General features: G+C 63.2%; 16 protein-coding genes. 6 read left to right on the top strand and 10 right to left on the bottom strand.

Annotation, left to right across the window (positions count from 1 at the left end):
• From BRAO375_RS28910 to BRAO375_RS28955, 10 genes are all read right to left on the bottom strand, one after another.
• On the bottom strand, positions 1–1,521 hold the full coding sequence (locus BRAO375_RS28910) for an ATP-binding cassette domain-containing protein (protein WP_009030975.1): 1,521 nt from the start codon (positions 1,519–1,521) through the stop codon (positions 1–3).
• A complete protein-coding gene (locus tag BRAO375_RS28915) occupies positions 1,518–2,498 on the bottom strand; it encodes a branched-chain amino acid ABC transporter permease (RefSeq protein WP_009030976.1) in 981 nt (326 codons plus the stop codon). The genes BRAO375_RS28910 and BRAO375_RS28915 overlap by 4 nt, the downstream gene beginning before the upstream one ends.
• On the bottom strand, positions 2,495–3,367 hold the full coding sequence (locus BRAO375_RS28920) for a branched-chain amino acid ABC transporter permease (protein ID WP_009030977.1): 873 nt from the start codon (positions 3,365–3,367) through the stop codon (positions 2,495–2,497). Before BRAO375_RS28920 ends, BRAO375_RS28915 begins: the two co-directional genes overlap by 4 nt.
• A 64-nt stretch (positions 3,368–3,431) precedes the next feature.
• Positions 3,432–4,661 carry an amino acid ABC transporter substrate-binding protein gene (locus BRAO375_RS28925; RefSeq protein ID WP_009030978.1) on the bottom strand — a complete coding sequence of 410 codons (1,230 nt, stop codon included), beginning with the start codon at positions 4,659–4,661 and terminating at the stop codon, positions 3,432–3,434.
• Between the two features lie 83 nt (positions 4,662–4,744).
• Positions 4,745–5,407 (bottom strand): DAPG hydrolase family protein, encoded by a 663-nt coding sequence (locus BRAO375_RS28930; protein WP_009030979.1) that lies wholly within the window; start codon positions 5,405–5,407, stop codon positions 4,745–4,747.
• A gap of 70 nt (positions 5,408–5,477) precedes the next feature.
• The gene (locus BRAO375_RS28935) at positions 5,478–6,317 is read right to left on the bottom strand and encodes a beta-keto acid cleavage family enzyme (protein WP_009030980.1); all 840 of its coding nucleotides are present in this window, start codon (positions 6,315–6,317) and stop codon (positions 5,478–5,480) included.
• Between the two features lie 55 nt (positions 6,318–6,372).
• A complete protein-coding gene (locus BRAO375_RS28940) occupies positions 6,373–7,317 on the bottom strand; it encodes a 3-hydroxyacyl-CoA dehydrogenase family protein (RefSeq protein ID WP_009030981.1) in 945 nt (314 codons plus the stop codon).
• A gap of 35 nt (positions 7,318–7,352) precedes the next feature.
• Positions 7,353–8,162, bottom strand: a complete 810-nt coding sequence (locus tag BRAO375_RS28945) for an SDR family NAD(P)-dependent oxidoreductase (RefSeq protein WP_009030982.1) — start codon at positions 8,160–8,162, stop codon at positions 7,353–7,355.
• Positions 8,159–8,509 carry a cupin domain-containing protein gene (locus BRAO375_RS28950; protein WP_009030983.1) on the bottom strand — a complete coding sequence of 117 codons (351 nt, stop codon included), beginning with the start codon at positions 8,507–8,509 and terminating at the stop codon, positions 8,159–8,161. The genes BRAO375_RS28945 and BRAO375_RS28950 overlap by 4 nt, the downstream gene beginning before the upstream one ends.
• The gene (locus tag BRAO375_RS28955; RefSeq protein ID WP_009030984.1) at positions 8,509–9,348 is read right to left on the bottom strand and encodes a cyclase family protein; all 840 of its coding nucleotides are present in this window, start codon (positions 9,346–9,348) and stop codon (positions 8,509–8,511) included. The genes BRAO375_RS28950 and BRAO375_RS28955 overlap by 1 nt, the downstream gene beginning before the upstream one ends.
• A gap of 232 nt (positions 9,349–9,580) precedes the next feature.
• Between BRAO375_RS28955 and BRAO375_RS28960 the strand changes: the two genes are divergently transcribed.
• The 6 genes from BRAO375_RS28960 to BRAO375_RS28985 all read left to right on the top strand — a co-directional run bounded on the left by BRAO375_RS28960 (position 9,581) and on the right by BRAO375_RS28985 (position 15,612).
• Entirely contained in the window at positions 9,581–10,414 is an 834-nt protein-coding gene (locus tag BRAO375_RS28960) for an IclR family transcriptional regulator (protein WP_083842567.1), read from the top strand.
• A gap of 205 nt (positions 10,415–10,619) precedes the next feature.
• Positions 10,620–11,579, top strand: a complete 960-nt coding sequence (locus tag BRAO375_RS28965; RefSeq protein ID WP_035642862.1) for a TRAP transporter substrate-binding protein — start codon at positions 10,620–10,622, stop codon at positions 11,577–11,579.
• Between the two features lie 59 nt (positions 11,580–11,638).
• A complete protein-coding gene (locus BRAO375_RS28970; RefSeq protein WP_009030987.1) occupies positions 11,639–12,160 on the top strand; it encodes a TRAP transporter small permease in 522 nt (173 codons plus the stop codon).
• Positions 12,157–13,461 (top strand): TRAP transporter large permease, encoded by a 1,305-nt coding sequence (locus BRAO375_RS28975; protein ID WP_035642865.1) that lies wholly within the window; start codon positions 12,157–12,159, stop codon positions 13,459–13,461. The genes BRAO375_RS28970 and BRAO375_RS28975 overlap by 4 nt, the downstream gene beginning before the upstream one ends.
• Positions 13,454–14,425 carry a D-2-hydroxyacid dehydrogenase gene (locus BRAO375_RS28980; protein WP_009030989.1) on the top strand — a complete coding sequence of 324 codons (972 nt, stop codon included), beginning with the start codon at positions 13,454–13,456 and terminating at the stop codon, positions 14,423–14,425. Before BRAO375_RS28975 ends, BRAO375_RS28980 begins: the two co-directional genes overlap by 8 nt.
• Positions 14,422–15,612 carry a M24 family metallopeptidase gene (locus BRAO375_RS28985; RefSeq protein ID WP_009030990.1) on the top strand — a complete coding sequence of 397 codons (1,191 nt, stop codon included), beginning with the start codon at positions 14,422–14,424 and terminating at the stop codon, positions 15,610–15,612. Before BRAO375_RS28980 ends, BRAO375_RS28985 begins: the two co-directional genes overlap by 4 nt.
• Positions 15,613–15,697: the final 85 nt, after the last annotated feature.

Genomic DNA, 15,697 nt, shown 5'->3' on the forward strand with positions numbered 1-15,697 from the left:
TCACTCTTCAGTCCCGAAATAAAGATGACGCAGCCGCTCGTCCGCACGCAGGACGGCCGGCGGTCCGGATAGGGTAATCCGTCCCTTGTTGATGATATGCGCGACGTCGGCCAGGTCGAGCGCGCGCTCGATGTCCTGCTCCACCACAAGCATGGTGAAGCCCTCGCGCTTGAGCTCGGCGAGCGCCGCGTATAGGCGATCCATCATGACCGGCGCGAGACCCAGGCTGATCTCGTCGAAGATGACGAGCCGCGGCTTGGCCATCAGGGCGCGACCGATCGCCAACGCCTGCTGCTGGCCTCCGGACATCGAGGTGCCCGGCGCGTTGCGGCGATCGGCGAGCACCGGAAACAGGGCGTAGACGCGCTCCAGGCGTGTCTTCCGTTCTGCCGCATCTGCGCGGCGTGCAGCGACCAGCAGATTTTCCTCGACCGACAGCGAGCCGAAGATGCGCCGTCCCTCCATGCAATGGGCGAGGCCGCGTGTCGCCACCGCATGCGCCGGCAAACGCGTGATGTCCTCGCCGTCAAATCGGATCCGGCCGGCGGTGATCGGCAATGCGCGGCTGATGACATGGGCGACAGTGGTCTTGCCAGCACCGTTGCTGCCGAGAAGCCCGACGACCTGACCCTGCATGACCGACAGGCTGAGGTCGTGGAGCACGCGGGCTTGGCCGTAGCCCGCGGACACGCCGTCAAGTGCAAGCAGCGGCTCGGTGCTTGCCATCGACGAAGCGACATCGGCGCGCGGCGCAACTGCGGTGGAGGTCCTGGCCGCGGCGCCATGGCTCGTGCCGAGATAGATTGCAGCGACCTCGTCGCTCCCCAGCACGTCGGTCGTCGGCCCCCTGGCGAGCACCTTGCCGAAGTTGATGACCATGAGGTCATCGCAGCACTCCTTCACGATCCGGATCACATGTTCGATGATGATGATCGAGCGTTCCGCGTCCTTCAGCGACTGGATCAGGGCGATCAATTCGCTGACTTCGCTGTCAATGAGACCGGCACCGACCTCGTCGAGCAGCAACAGTTTGGGCTTGAGCGCAAGGGCGCGGGCGACTTCGAGGCGCTTGCGCCGCAGCAGCGGCAGATCGCGTGCCGTGACGGGGGCAGCATCGCCGAGGCCGCAGCGATCGAGGATCTCGCGCCGTTCGGCGGCGGCGGTGCCGGAGGCGACGAAGGGAGACAGCGAGAACTGCGCGACGGCCAGATTTTCTTCAACGGTCATGTCGAGGAAGGGGCGGGGAATCTGATAGGTCCGGCCAATGCCGCTGCGCGCCCGCTCGGAAGCGGGCAGGCTGGTGATGTCGTGGCCGTCGAAATGGATTTGTCCTGCGCTTGCGGAAATGGCGCCGCCGAGCAGTCCTATCAGGGTCGACTTGCCGGCGCCGTTCGGCCCGATGACGCCGAGCACGCGGCCCTTGTCGAGGCGGATATCGAGGCTTTCGATTGCGACAAGGCCGCCATAGCGCTTGCCGAGGCCGACGGCGTCGAGCAGGGGAGGCGGGTCCGCGGCGTTCATGAGCTCGCAACCTTGGTGGGGCCGGTGCGCCGAAGCGCGGTTTCGAGCAAGCCGCAAAGTCCCCGCGGGGCACAACGAATCAGGATGATGAGAATGATCCCGGTGATCGCGACATGAAGCTCGGGATAATCGGCGAGCAGCTCGCCGATCGCGACGAAGAAGATCGCACCAACGATGGCGCCGAAGCGCATACCGAGGCCGCCGATGATCACGATCGCGAGTGGATCGACCGACCATTGCAGGCCGAAGCTGCCATAGGGCTCGATGGCGCCGAGCTTGATCGCCTGGAGGCCGCCCGCGATCGCGATCAATGCGCTGGCGACCATGAAAGCCGCAAGCTTCACCCGGAACGCGCGCACGCCGACCTGGCTTGCGGCGTCCTCGTCGTCGCGCACCGCTCGCAGCAACACTGAGAACCGCGAGCCCGTAGCCAAGGTCATGACCAGCGAGGCGACGACCAGCAGCAGAGCGGCGTCCCGGAACAGCTCTGTGACGTCGGGCAAGTCGGCGCTGACGAACAGGCCGGTGGCGCCGCCGAACCAGGGCACGTTGACGACGAGCAGCCGCAGCGCTTCGGCGAGCGCCAGGGTCCCTACGGTGAAATAGAGCCCGCGCAGCCGAAACAGGCCGCGCGACATCGCAAGCGCCAGCGTCATGGCCACAAGCGCCGAGGCAGCCAGCGCCAAGCCGATGCCGCTGCCGGTGTGATTGAGCAGCCCGACCGTCACATAGGCACCGAGACCGAAGAAGGAGGAGCTGCCCAGCGAGACCAGCCCGCAATAGCCGGCGAGCAGATTCCACGCTTCCGCCAGCACGATATAGAGCAGCAGCTTGAATCCGATCTCGACGAAATAGGCCGGAAGAAACGAAGGCGCCGCCAACAGCGCCGCGAAGGAGATGCCGGAAAGTGCAACGCGGACGAACGGATGATGCAGCAACAGGCTGCGTTCGGGGACGGACGTTGTCAGCACGCTCATGCGCGGCTCCCGAGGAAGCCCTGCGGCCTGAGCTGCAGCATCGCCAGGAACAGCACGAGGCCGACGAGGTCGCGATAGCCGTCCCCGAGGGTGAGCCCGCCGACGCTCTGCAGTACCCCGAGCACGATGCCGCCGACCAGGGTCCCCAGCACGTTGCCGAGCCCGCCGAGCACGATCACCGCGAAATCCGTCAACAGATAGGTGGCGCCGCTGGTCGGCGTGAACGATAGCGCCACACCAATCAGCGTACCGCCGATCCCGGCACAGGCGGTGCCGAGACAGAAGGTCAGGGCATGGACCCGGCTCACATTGACTCCGATAATGGCAGCCGCCAGCGGCTGGTCGGCACTGGCGCGCAACTCGCTGCCGAACCGGCTACGTGCAATCAACACGTGTACGGCCATGATCAGCGCGACCGAGATGGCAAAGCCGATCACGTAGATCTGCGGTACACTGATTGGGCCGAGCATCAGGGGAATGGTGGCGTAGTCCCGCTCGATCGCGCGGGTGTCGGCGCTGAACAGCAGTACGAACAGGTTCTGCAGGATGATCGAGAGACCGAACATGGTCATCATCGCTGCTTCGGATCCCTTGCCGGCGAGCGGCGCCAGCAGGAAGCGATAGATCGGATACCCGATCAGCGCGAGAATGAGGCCGATCAGCAGGAGTCCAACAAGCGGATCGATGCCGGTTCGTTGCAGCAGAAAGAGACCGGCATAGGCACCCGCCACCAGGAATTCGCCATGTGCGAGGTTCACCAGACGCATGACGCCGAGGATGATCGAGAGGCCGAGCGCCGTCAGCGCCAGCATGCCGCCGAGCAGCAGGCCAGAGATCAGTGCATTGACGATCACATCGAGACCGGGCATTCGCGTTCGTTCCGCATGAGATCTGTGAAGGCCGGCGCGACCGGCGCCGGCCTTGGTTCTGCGGTCAGGGCACCGGGAACAGGATCTTTCCAGTAGCGCGGTCCGCCGGCCAGACGATGCTCGTCTTGCCGCCCTGCCATTGCAGCATCGCCAGCGGCAGCTTGGCGTTATGGCTTTCGTCGAACTTGATGGGCCCGACCACATAGGTCTTGTCGGTCTTGGCTACCGCGGCATTGATCTTTTCGGGATCGAGCGAGCCGGCTGACGCGATCGCGTCGAGCAGGATCTGTGCCGCCGCATAACTGTCGGCGATGTGCTGGCTGAAGGTGAGCTTGGTCTCGCTTTCGAACGTGGTCGCGAGATCCTTGGCACCGGGATAGGGGAAGCTTGGATCCCAGTAGCCGCCGACCAGCACGCCGTCGGCGAGCTTGCCAAGCGCTTCGGCGAACTGCACCGGCTCGGCGCCCTTTTCGATGACGAGGAGCTTCGGCGCATAGCCTGCCGAGGCAATCTGCTTGCGGATCGAGACCGCCTGCGGCGTGATGGCATCGACCAGCACGACCTCGGCGCCCTTTGCTTTCGCCTCCGCAACGAGCGAGGTGAACTGGGTGTTGTCGACTGGGAATGATGCGTTCTGCACGACCTCGTAGCCGGCGGCCTTGGCCATCTGCGGCCACAGCGTGCCGCCGACGACTTGGCCGTCCGGGCCGTTGTCGTGGAAGATCGCGACCTTCTTGTTGGTCTCGAGCTTGAGATCGTCCAGCACCTTGAACGGAATCGCGGCGAGCTCGGGCTCGTGGAAGAACAGATCCCAGGCGTAATTCCACTTGCGAACCGACTTGAACGCTTCGAGCGGATTGCAGCCGGTGACCAGCGGGATCTTCTTGCGTTCGGCGACCAGCGCGCCGGCATTGACCAATGCAGGCGTGCAGGAGCCGAGCAGGGCTCGCGCCTGATCGCGCGACAGCAGGCTCTCCGTATTGGCCGCTGTGACATTGGGATCGGTCTTGTCGTCACGCAGTACGAGCCGGACCGGCATCTTCCTGCCGTCGATGGTGATGCCGCCGGCCTTGTTGACCTCGTCGACTGCCCGGCTGTAGCCCCATTTCTGGAAGCTGCCGAAACCAGCGAGCGGTCCGCTCAGCGGGATCGACGCGCCGATGACGATCTCGTCTGCTGCCTTGGCCGATGTTGATGTCCAGGCGACTGCGATCGTGAGCAGAGCGACGGGAAGAAGTCGCTTCAGGACAGGAAGCGGCGCTGATGACGCCGCCCGCGACGTGCGAGTTGCCATGTTTTCCTCCATGATGGGTGAGGCCGTTTCGCCTCGTTTTTATGGATGGTCGCTCCGTCGGGGCGGAGCGTTCCGCAGCTGCGTCAGAACGCGTTGTCGCCGGTATGGCGCCGGTACAGCACCGGCAGGATCTCGGCGAGATAGCCCATCTCCTCGGTGGCATGCTGGTGCAGGCGACGGGTAAAATCGTCATTGAGCTGACGCTTGCGCCCTTCGACCGCGATGTGCTCAGGCACCGGCTCGCGTGTCTTCTTATCGGCGAGAATGCCGAGCCAGAACCGCGAGCGCATCTCGCAGCCGTAATCGGTGTCGCGTACGAAGTGGCACATCCGGCCGACATGGACGGGCGCGTCCTGATCGCCGATCCGCGCGCACACCGCGACCGCGCCGGAGGCGTCATAGCGCGCAGCGTCGAAGATCTCATGCGGATGATGGAAGTCGATGGTCAGATCATAGACGGGGCCTGTGGGACCTGCGAGGTATTCGCTGACTACGTGGGACGCGCCGATGTAGTTGCCGTCGACGCGATTGAGCCAGGCGCTGGCGACATGATCGCGCGGATGCCAGAGCTTGTATTGTTCAATGCCGCCGAGCCAGCCGAACCACCAATGGACCATCTTGGCACGGCAGCCCGGCATCCGGGTCAAGGCGGCGACCAGCTTCTTGCCGCCGGCGAGGTCCTTGTACCCCGACTCGAACGGAAGATAGCCAGGATCAAGCAGCTGATTGCAGTCCTCGAATTCCACCGTTTCCTCCCGATGCCGTTATCGTCGATCTTGCTTATTGTATTCGTCTCAAAGTGCGGAGATGCCGCTGTTACGCGGCGTGAGATGGTCGCCCCGGAAGGTTGAGAATCTCCCGCGCGCTGGACGCGGTTGCAACGCTCCCGTTTGCCTCGCGAACGAGGCGTGCGGCACGGGCAACGAATTCAGCATTGTTCTTGGCAAGCCGGCCCTTGGCGTAGAGGACGTTGTCCTCCATGCCGACCCTGATATGCCCCCCTAGAGAAAGGGTCGCGAACAAGATTGGCAGATGGCCAGCGCCGATGCCGAACGCCGACCATTGCGCATGAGGCGGCAAGAGGCTCTTGAGGAACACGAGGTTCTCCACCGTAGCGGCGATACCTCCGGCTGCGCCCAGTACGAACTGAAAATAGCCGGGGCCTCGCAATACGTTTTTCTTCATGTAGTGGATCGCATTGTAGAGCATGCCCGGATCGAACACCTCGATCTCCGGCCTGACGCCGTTCTCGTTCATGACGCCAGCAAGCCTCTCGAGGAAGGCCGGATGATTGATGAAAAGCGTCGAATGCATCCAATTCATCGAGCCTGCGTCGAAAGAAGCGAGCTCGGGTTTGAGCTCGATCAGATGCGCCATACGGGTCTCGTCTGTCGCGTTCAGGTCGCCGGACGTGGTGAGGTTCAGCACGATGTCGCAGCGTTGGCGGATGCGCCCGACGGTCTCGATGAAGCGGCCCTTGTCCATCGTGCCCTTGCCGGCGTCGTCGCGCATATGCAAATGCGCGATGGCTGCGCCGGCCTGCCAGCATTCATAGACGTCCTCGGCGATTTCGCGCGGGGTCAGCGGAACCGCGGGATTATGCTCCTTGGTGGGCCAGGCGCCGGTAGGTGCGACGGTGATGATGGTATCGGCCATGGCTGTCGGTCCTCTTGTTACGGGCGGCCCGCGTCTGTTGCGCGTTCTGCAATCGTCAGGGATAGGTGCGTGATGCCTTCAGTTGAGTGATCAGCCGGCCGAGAAATGCGCGGCGCACCGTTGAGGTTGATGACGGGTCGTATCGATAGAAACCTTCGCCGCTCTTCACGCCGAGCTTGCCTTCGGCCACCTTGCGGCGGAGCAGGGGGCTGGCCTGTTTTGAACCATCCATGACGGCGAGCAGATTGTCGCCGACCGTGAGCCAGATATCGAGGCCGCCGAAATCTGCGACTTCGAGCTGGCCGGTCGTGGCATAGCGAAAGGCCGGACCGAATTTCAGCGCGGTGTCGATGTCGGCGGCATCGGCGACGCCCTGCTCGATCAGCGAGAATACCTCGCGTGCGATCGCCTGCTGAATTCGATTGGCGATCAGGCCGGGGACGTCCTTCGCCACCTTGGCGACGCGCTTGCCGATCTGCCGATGCAGGGTTACGACCTCTTCGAGCAGATCGGAAGGCATGTTGCCGAACGCGGAGATCTCGACGAGCGGCATCAGCAGCGGCGGGTTATACCAATGCGTCACCAGGGTGCGGACCTGTCGCGCCTCCGGTAAGGCCGCGACCATCGGCGCAAGCGGCAGGCTCGACGTATTGGTGGCGAAGATGGCGTCAGCTGGCGCCAGAGCGTCGATCTCTGCTAACAGCGCCTGCTTCAGCTCCATCTTCTCGGGCGCGGCCTCCACGATGAAGTCGCGGTCTTGCACCGCCGGCGCCAGTGCTTCGAACAGAGCGATACGATCGGAGGCGGCTACAGCCGTGTCCGCATCGACAAAATTCTCATCCACCAGAAGGCGAAATCCGTCCGCGACCTCGGACCTGATGGTTGCGCGCTGTGCGGCTGACGGTTCGACCAGATTCACCGAAAAACCGTGCAGCGCAAAACAAGCCGCGATCCCGCGCCCCATCGTGCCGCCACCGATGACGCCAATCCGCTGCAACATGCCTTTCTCCAGATGTTAGGAGCTAGGCGGCGGGATCATCCCGCCGTATAGCCGCCGTCGGCGTCGAGGATATGGCCGGTGTAGAAATCCGACGCCTTCGAGACCAGGAAGAGCAGGGGACCTGCGAGATCCTGCGGCTCGCCCAGTCGCCCCTTGGGGACGCGGGCGAGGAAACCCTTGCGGACCTCGCGCGCTCGCTCGGTGTCCTCGAACATCCAGGCCGTCAGCGGCGAGCGGAAGACCGTCGGCGCGATCGCATTGACGGTGATACCGCTGTCGCCCCATTCGCAGCCCAGCGCACGGGTGATGCCGTCGATCGCCGATTTCGAGGCGCAATAGGCCGAATAGCCGGCGGGATGGCCGAGCTTGCCCCGCGCAGATGACATCAGCACGATCTTGCCGCCACGACCCTGCGCCAGCATCTGCTTGCCGACTGCCTTGGCCATCAGCCAGGACTGCGTCACATTGGCGTCCATTACATCGAGGAAACGCTCCGCCGCCATGTCGACGATCTTCGACACGTCGTTCTTGCCGGAGGCGACGACGAGGATGTCGACGCCGCCGAACGCCGCGACGGTCTTTGCAACGATATCGTCGCAGACCTTCTCATCAGTTGGGCGCGCCTGGATGCTCAGCGTCTCGGCTCCGAGCGCCTTGGCGTTGGCGGCCGTCTGCTCCAGCGCTTCGAGATTGCCGGCAACGGCCGCTACCTTGGCGCCGGCACCAGCCAGCACCTGCACGGCCAGCGCGCCAAACGCACCTGAGGCGCCGGTTACGATCGCGACCTTGCCGCTGATATCGAACAGAGACAGGGGATTTTTCAGGAAATTTGCGCTCTCGCTCATGATGTCACACCCGGCGGATAGGGTATGACGACCAGCATGGTGCAGACATCATTGCGACGATTGACGATCTCGCGAATCTCGTTCGGCGCGATGGTGCAGCTGTCATAAGGTCCGAGCACGGTTTCCTTTCCGTCGACCATGATCGTCATCTCGCCGGCAAGGACGACATAGACCTTCTCGAACGGCGTCGAGTCCGGACCGGCGCCGCCGCCCGGCAGGAATTGCGAGAGGCCAACCCATTGGTTGGTCGGGCCGCCCGGCTCGAAGCCCTGCAGCCGCAAGCCAACCACGCCGCGGTGGTTGGGCGCGTCATAGGGCTTGGCTTCATGGAAGCGTTTCACACGCATCAGAACGCCTCGCCCTTCTCGATGCGGTAAGCCTGGTTCGGATCGGTGATGGCGACCAGGCGGATGATGCAGCCGTCGCCACGATCCCAATTCCATGGGAAAAACGCGAATGTGCATCGCTTGCCGGTGACATCGTCGAGATCGCCGCCGACATTCTCGATGCCAAGGATGCCATGCTTGAACAGCTTGTTGTGCACCGGCTCCCATTCCGGGAAGTCCTCGGTCCAGTCGCGACCTCCCGACCAGACACGATATTCCTCCCTCAGATGCGGCAGCAGCGGGCCATTGCGATGCTGGCCGATTGCGGTGGCGAGCGGGTGATCATTGGCCTGGGTATCGTGACCGACGACCTTCACCTGCTTGTCGACCATCCAATCCGCCGCTGACGGGACCAACCCCGGGCAATAGGCGAAATAGTCGCCGTCCTCATAGACCTTGTGCCAACCGGTATTGATGATCAGAACGTCGTGGGGGCGGATGGCATGGCCACAGGCCTTTTCCAAATCATCTGCGGTGATGGATTCCCACTTCTTCTTCGGCAGCGAGACCACGAGGCCCGAACCGAAGAAATGCGGCAGCGGCACTTCGTCGATGAAAGGCGTGCCCTGCACCACATGGGCCGGCGCATCGATATGCGTCGTTGAATGCATTGAGGTCGTGATGCGCTGCGACAGCACACCAGACTTTGCCATGTAGTGGATGCGCTCGATCTTGACGTCTTCGAAATAGGGCCAGTTCGGGCACTGGAAGCCCCAGCGATGGGAGAGGTTGGTGAACCTCAGGCCCATGGCGTTGTCGGTATTGCTCTGAAAATCGATGCCCCGAATCTTGATGGACATGCGCGTCCTTCCCTTCTGAAACCGTTTTTCCTGGAGACAAGCGATCGTGCTTGCCTCACGTTGCGATACAGATGTACCATATCATGAAAAACGTCAATCGAAATTCGGAATGGACAACAAGTCACGCGAGGCGGCTACGTCGCTCGGTCAGGTGCATCGGTGTGATCCGCGCCCCCGGCGTCGTCGGGCATCGCCCGCTGCGCTAAAGTGTTAGCAATGAGATTCCGATCTCATGATCGATCCAATGGAGGACAGGAGACTGATGTCGAAAGCCGCAGCGCGGGCGTTGAAAACGAGAGCCTCCGCGCCGCCACCGTCTGACGACCGTGGTGGCAATGGCATTCAAGTGCTGGCGCGAGCTGGCAGCATTCTGCGCACGCTGGAGAGCCATCCGAACGGTTTGAGCCTTGGCCAGATCGCGAAGTCGGTCGGGCTTGCTCGTTCGACCGTGCAACGGATCGTGGCGGCGTTGATGGCCGAGGACTTCGTCACGTCCAGCGGGCCTGGACAGGTCAGGATCGGCATGGGTCTGTTGCGGATCGCGGCTTCCATTGGCGCGAATTCCAGCGAGATAATCCGTCCGCACCTTCTCGCCTTGGGCGAGGAGGTCGGCGAAACCGTCGACCTGTCAGTTCTATCGGGCGGCTCGGTGGTGTTTGTCGACCAGGTGCCGGGCCGGCGTCGGCTCACGGCGCTGTCGGCCGTCGGCGAGCGCTTCCCGCTGCATTGCACTGCGAACGGCAAGGCGGTGCTGTCCTGCTTTTCGCCTGAAGAAAGCGAGGAACTGATCGAAAAGAGTCTCGCCGAACATCCCGACTTTCCGCTGGCGAACCGCAGGCGCCTGATCGATGAGCTCAACGACATCCGCCGCACCCATCTCGCCTATGATCTCGAAGAGCACGGTGCCGGCATCAGCGCGATCGGCACGGCCGTCATCGATCATTTTGGCCGACCCGTCGCCGTATCGATTCCCGTGCCGACCCAGCGCTTTCTCGAAAACCGCGACGCCTTTGCCGAAAAGCTGCTCGGCTTCCGGCGGAGGGTGGAAGGCATTGTGTCGCGCTGAGCGGTCGGAACTGGCTCTTGCAGTGGCAACCGTGATACGGTACATCTGAACCGGATAACAATACAGCAACAGAAGGTGTCCGATCGAGACATCCGCGCTGCAGCACTGGGGCGAACAAGCTCCGGGCGCAGGAGGCCAGGAGGGAAACGCCATGATCACACGTCGTTCGGCTCTGCTTGGAGCCATCTCGGGGGCTGCGATTGGGATGGTCGGCTCACGGTCCGCAAGGGCAGAGCCCATCGCGCTGAAGGTCTCGCACTATCTGCCGCCCAACCACACCTTCCACCGCGAGCTGACAAAATGGGGCGAGAGCCTCGCCGAGCAGTCACAAGGGCAGCTCACGCTCAATATCTTCCCGGCGTCACAGCTGGGGCCGGTCAACCGCCAGTTCGATCTGGTGCGCAACGGTGTCGTGGACATGGCGGTCGGTCTCCATGGCGCTACGCCCGGCCGTTTCCCAATGGCGGATCTGGTGGCGCTGCCCTATTCGGCGCCAAAGGCGGGCAACAACAGCGCCGTGACGTCACGCAGGCTCACAGAATTGGCGCCGACCTATCTCTATCCAGAACATCCGGGCATGAAGGTGTTGTGGATGGCGGTGACCAATCCGCTCATGGTCCACACCAGCAAGCGTCCAGTTGCCAAGCTTGAAGATTTCAAGGGCCTGCGGGTTCGCTATGCAGGCGAACAGTTCGCGCAGATCATTCCGCTGCTCGGTGCAACGCCGCTCGCGGTGCCGCCGGCGGAGACGGCAGACAGCCTCTCCAAGGGCATCATCGATGCCGCCACATTTCCATATGAAGCGTGCCAGAGCTTCGATCTGGGCGCCGTGATCAAGTACTCGCTGGAGCCGGGCGTCAGCACAGCGACCTTCGCGGTGGCCATGAACCCAAATAAGTTCAAGTCGTTGCCGGCCGATCTGCAACAGCTGATCGACAAGACCACGGGGCCGGCAATGGCCGAACGCTTCGGCGCCGCGTTCGACGCCAGCGAGAAGGCGGGCCGTGCCTACATGACCGGCAAGGGCGTGCAGATTTCGCAACTCGCCGATGCTGAGCTGTCTCGCGTGAAGGAGATTCTTGCCCCGCTGCGCGACAAGGCCCTTGCCGAGCTCGAAAAGGCAGGCAAACCGGGCAAGGCGTTTCTCGACGCCTACACGGCCTGAAGCGGAAGCCACCTGACACCTGCCGGACGTCCGGCAGTGTCCTGCGACAGGATATCAGCATGGCCGCCGCGCCTCTCGAGACCTTCACCGCACGTCTGAAGACAACTCAGCTCCGGCTTGCGATGATCGCACTGGTCATCATGATGCTCAGCACATGCGTCGACGTGACCCTGCGCTTCCTCTTCAACCGCCCGATCCGCGGGGCCTATGACATCGTCGAGGCCTGCCTCGTCGTCTTTGTCTTTCACGGCATGTCGGCAAGTTTCTTTGCCCGCAAGAACATCGTGATCGACATCATCGACTCCTTGGTGAGCCTGCGTGTCGAGCGCGTGCTGGTGCGCCTCTCGGACATCATCTCGGTTGCGCTCCTCATCCTCGTCACCGCGGCGATGATCGCGCCCGCCCTGCAGGCCTATGATTACGGCGATCGCAAGCTGGAACTGGGCCTGCAGCTCTGGGTGCTCTGGATTTTTGCGATCGTCGGCCTGATCGGCACGCTGCTATGTGCGCTCGGACCCTTAGTGAGACCTGTGCCGACCTCGCGCAGGATATCTCATGCCGAAGGCGGGGAGGGGGCATGAGCGTCCAGTGGATCGGTGCGATCGGCGTTCTCGCGCTGTTTGCGCTGCTGTTTTTTCGCATTCCGGTCTGGGCGGCGTTGATCATCGTCGGCCTGACCGGCAACACCATCATAAATGGCTGGGCCGCGGCTTTCACCACTCTGGGCACGACGCCGTTCGACGTCGCGAATTCCTACCCGTTGTCGGTGATTCCGCTGTTCATCCTGATGGGGGACGTTGCTTCGAGCACGCGGCTGTCGGCCGATCTGTTCAACGCCGCGCGCCTGCTGCTGTCGGGCGTGCGCGGTGGCCTCGCGGTCGCGGCCATCGGGGCGTCCGCCTGTTTTGGCGCGGTCTGTGGTTCATCGATCGCGACCGCGGCCACCATGTCGCGTATTGCGTTGCCGGAGATGCGCAAGGCAGATTATGATGATGGTCTTGCCGCGGGTGCGATCGCGGCGGGAGGATCGATCGGCATTCTGGTCCCGCCATCAATCATCCTGGTGATCTACGGCGCCATCGCCGAACAGTCAGTGCCAAAACTGTTCGCAGCCGCGCTGTTTCCGGCGATCATCCTCACCGTGTCCTATGTCGCGCTGGCGCTGCTTGCGGCGAAGCTGAACCCGAAGCTGGCTCCGCTTGGCAAGCCCGTCAGTTGGCGCGAGCGTCTCGGCGCGCTGCGTCAGCCATGGCAATTCGTGCTGCTGTTCACGCTGACCATCGGCGGCATCTATGGCGGCATTTTCAGTCCGACTGAAGCCGCAGCGCTTGGTGCATTCGGCGCGATCCTGCTCGGCGTGATCGGCCGCAGGCTGTCGGCGGCCCAGCTGTTTCAGGCGGTGGAGGGCGCCGTATCGACCTCGGCCTTGCTGTTCGCCATCATCATCGGTGCGACCTATTTCGCAAATTTCGTCGTCCAGACGCAATTGCCGCAACTGCTCGCCACGGCCGCGCAGTCGCTCCACCTGCCCGGCCTTGCGGTGATGGGCATCATCATCGTCGCCTATGTCGTGATCGGCTGCTTTCTCGAAGGCATCGGCATGGTCCTGATCACGGTCCCGGTGTTCCTGCCGTTGGTCACGCAGTATGGCTACGATCCCGTATGGTTCTCGATCATCGTGGTGATCGTGGTCGAGCTCGGCCTGATCCATCCGCCGGTTGGCATGAACCTGTTCGTCATCCAGGCGCAGGTGCCTGACATCAGCCTCGGCGCCATCTATCGCGGCATCCTGCCGTTTCTGATCGCGCCCTTCGTGCTGCTCGCTCTGCTCCTGATCTTTCCTGAACTCGCACTCTGGCTGCCGAGGATCCTGTATGGCTGATCGTCCGCTCGAGATCGTCGTTATCACGCAGGACACGCCGCGTCTGGCCGCCGGTCTCGCCGAGGCCTGTCCGGAGGTCATCATCCATGCCGGCGAGTCCGCGTCGGAGGTGCTGGCGCACGCAGCCTCGGCACAGGTACTCATGGGGCTCGCGCAGTCGATTACGCCCGGTCTGGTCGCGGCGACCCCGCAGCTGCAATGGATTCAGGCCTTCACCACCGGGGTCGATCCCTTGCTGGCGCTTGGCTTGCCTCGCCACATCCTCGTCACCTCCGCGCGCGGCATCCACGGGCCACAGATGTCGGAAATGGCGTTCATGCACATGCTGGCGCTGGGACGGGGATTGCCGCGGATGGTCGATAACCAGCATCGGACGGCATGGGAGCGCTGGCCACAGCGGCTTCTGCTCGGAAAGACCGCCGTATTGGTCGGTATCGGGACGATCAGCGAGGAGCTCGCGCTGCGCTGCCAGGCATTCGGCATGCGCGTGATCGGCATCAGCGACGCGCGCAACGAGGCGCGTGGATTTGGCGCGATCCGCCCCCGCAGCGAGCTGGTGCGCACAGCGCGAGAGGCGGATTTCCTGATCGTCCTTGCAGCCTCTACGCCGGAGACGCGGCACCTGATCGACGGTGCGGTGCTCGACGCGCTGCCATCGCATGGCTTCCTGATCAATCTGGCGCGCGGGCCGGTCGTGGATGAGGCCGCGCTGATCGAAAGGTTGCAGCGGCGGACGTTCGCCGGGGCAGGGCTCGACGTCTTCAACGTTGAACCGCTGCCTGCCAGCAGCGCCCTCTGGCAGCTGGACAACGTGCTGATCACGCCGCATCTCGGCGGCATGAGCGACTGCTATGACGAGCAGCTGCTGCCGCTTATCGTCGAGAACGTAAGGGCATTCGTGGCCGGGGATCATGCGCGGATGCGCAACCGGATTATATTGGGCGAAGCTGGAGCTGCCGCATGAGCACGCAAGAACGAATCCCGGTCCGCATCAGCGACGCGGAGCTCTCCCGGCGCTGGGCGGCGATGCGGGTAGCGATGAAGCGGCATGACATCGATGTCGTCATCGTCCAGGCGACCAATGATTGGCTCGGCGGAAACGTCAAATGGCTCACCGACATTCCCGCCAATAACGGCTATCCGCGGACGGTCTTGTTCTATGCTGACGACCTGATGACCGTGATTGAAATGGGGGTCTTCGATGGCCGGCGTTCGCTCAAGGGCGAGGACCCGGTCCACCGCGGTGTCGGCACCATCCTGACGACGCCATCGTTTCCGTCGATCGACTACACGGTGCGCTATGATGCTGATCTCGCTGTGAGGGATCTGCTGGCGCGGAATGTGCGGCGGGTCGGGCTCGCCAATGCCAACGGATTTCTAGCCGGGTTCAGCGATACTCTGCGCGACGGACTTGCAAATATTGAGATCATCGACGTCACCGCGGATATCGACGGGCTGAAAGCGATCAAGAGCGAGGAGGAGCAGGGCCTGATCCGCCGCACCGCCGCCTTGCAGGACGAGGTGTTCGCGCATGTCTGCCGCGTGATTCGTCCCGGCCTGCGCGACATCGACATCACCTCGGCCGCGCAGATGAAGGCGCAGCAGCTCGGCAGTGAGCAGGGCATCTTCCTGGGCGCGTCAGCCAAGATCGGCATCCGCTCGCCGTTCATGGGTCGGCACTTCCAGGGCCGCACCCTGGCAGAGGGCGATCATCTGTCGCTGCTGATCGAGGTCAACGGTCCCGGCGGCTTCTTTTGCGAGATCGCGCGCACCTTGGCGCTGGGCAAGGCGAGTGCCGAATTGTACGACGGCTTTGCGGCCGTGAAGGCGGCACAGGAGCATACGCTGTCGCTGCTCAAGCCAGGGATATCGGCGCAGTCGATTGCTGCGGCCCACGACGACTACATGACCGCGCGCGGCCTGCCGCCGGAGGTGAGGCTCTATGCCCACAGCCAGGGCTACGACATGGTGGAACGGCCGCTGATCCGGCGCGACGAGACGATGGCGGTTGCTTCAGGAATGAACCTCGCCGTGCATCCGGGATATGAGACCGAAGCGATCTTCGCGGTGATCTGCGATAACTACATTATCGGCCCCGAAGGACCTGGGGCATGCCTGCACCGGACCGAGAAGAGGATATTCGAGCTATAACGGTTCGCATTGCCGACCGCTTGGGCGGCAGCCAATCGAATCGGTCGACGAAGCCAAGATGGCTATGACCGGTACTTTTCCGAAC

This window comes from Bradyrhizobium sp. ORS 375 (genome assembly GCF_000239775.1).
Taxonomy (GTDB): Bacteria; Pseudomonadota; Alphaproteobacteria; order Rhizobiales; family Xanthobacteraceae; genus Bradyrhizobium.

Bases quoted from the DNA above. Each gene is read 5' to 3' on its own strand.
- BRAO375_RS28910 (WP_009030975.1), bottom strand. From the start codon at position 1,521: ATGAACGCCGCGGACCCGCCTCCCCTGCTCGACGCCGTCGGCCTCGGC.
- BRAO375_RS28915 (WP_009030976.1), bottom strand. From the start codon at position 2,498: ATGAGCGTGCTGACAACGTCCGTCCCCGAACGCAGCCTGTTGCTGCAT.
- BRAO375_RS28920 (WP_009030977.1), bottom strand. From the start codon at position 3,367: ATGCCCGGTCTCGATGTGATCGTCAATGCACTGATCTCTGGCCTGCTG.
- BRAO375_RS28925 (WP_009030978.1), bottom strand. From the start codon at position 4,661: ATGGCAACTCGCACGTCGCGGGCGGCGTCATCAGCGCCGCTTCCTGTC.
- BRAO375_RS28935 (WP_009030980.1), bottom strand. From the start codon at position 6,317: ATGGCCGATACCATCATCACCGTCGCACCTACCGGCGCCTGGCCCACC.
- BRAO375_RS28940 (WP_009030981.1), bottom strand. From the start codon at position 7,317: ATGTTGCAGCGGATTGGCGTCATCGGTGGCGGCACGATGGGGCGCGGG.
- BRAO375_RS28945 (WP_009030982.1), bottom strand. From the start codon at position 8,162: ATGAGCGAGAGCGCAAATTTCCTGAAAAATCCCCTGTCTCTGTTCGAT.
- BRAO375_RS28950 (WP_009030983.1), bottom strand. From the start codon at position 8,509: ATGCGTGTGAAACGCTTCCATGAAGCCAAGCCCTATGACGCGCCCAAC.
- BRAO375_RS28955 (WP_009030984.1), bottom strand. From the start codon at position 9,348: ATGTCCATCAAGATTCGGGGCATCGATTTTCAGAGCAATACCGACAAC.
- BRAO375_RS28960 (WP_083842567.1), top strand. From the start codon at position 9,581: ATGATCGATCCAATGGAGGACAGGAGACTGATGTCGAAAGCCGCAGCG.
- BRAO375_RS28965 (WP_035642862.1), top strand. From the start codon at position 10,620: ATGGTCGGCTCACGGTCCGCAAGGGCAGAGCCCATCGCGCTGAAGGTC.
- BRAO375_RS28970 (WP_009030987.1), top strand. From the start codon at position 11,639: ATGGCCGCCGCGCCTCTCGAGACCTTCACCGCACGTCTGAAGACAACT.
- BRAO375_RS28975 (WP_035642865.1), top strand. From the start codon at position 12,157: ATGAGCGTCCAGTGGATCGGTGCGATCGGCGTTCTCGCGCTGTTTGCG.
- BRAO375_RS28980 (WP_009030989.1), top strand. From the start codon at position 13,454: ATGGCTGATCGTCCGCTCGAGATCGTCGTTATCACGCAGGACACGCCG.
- BRAO375_RS28985 (WP_009030990.1), top strand. From the start codon at position 14,422: ATGAGCACGCAAGAACGAATCCCGGTCCGCATCAGCGACGCGGAGCTC.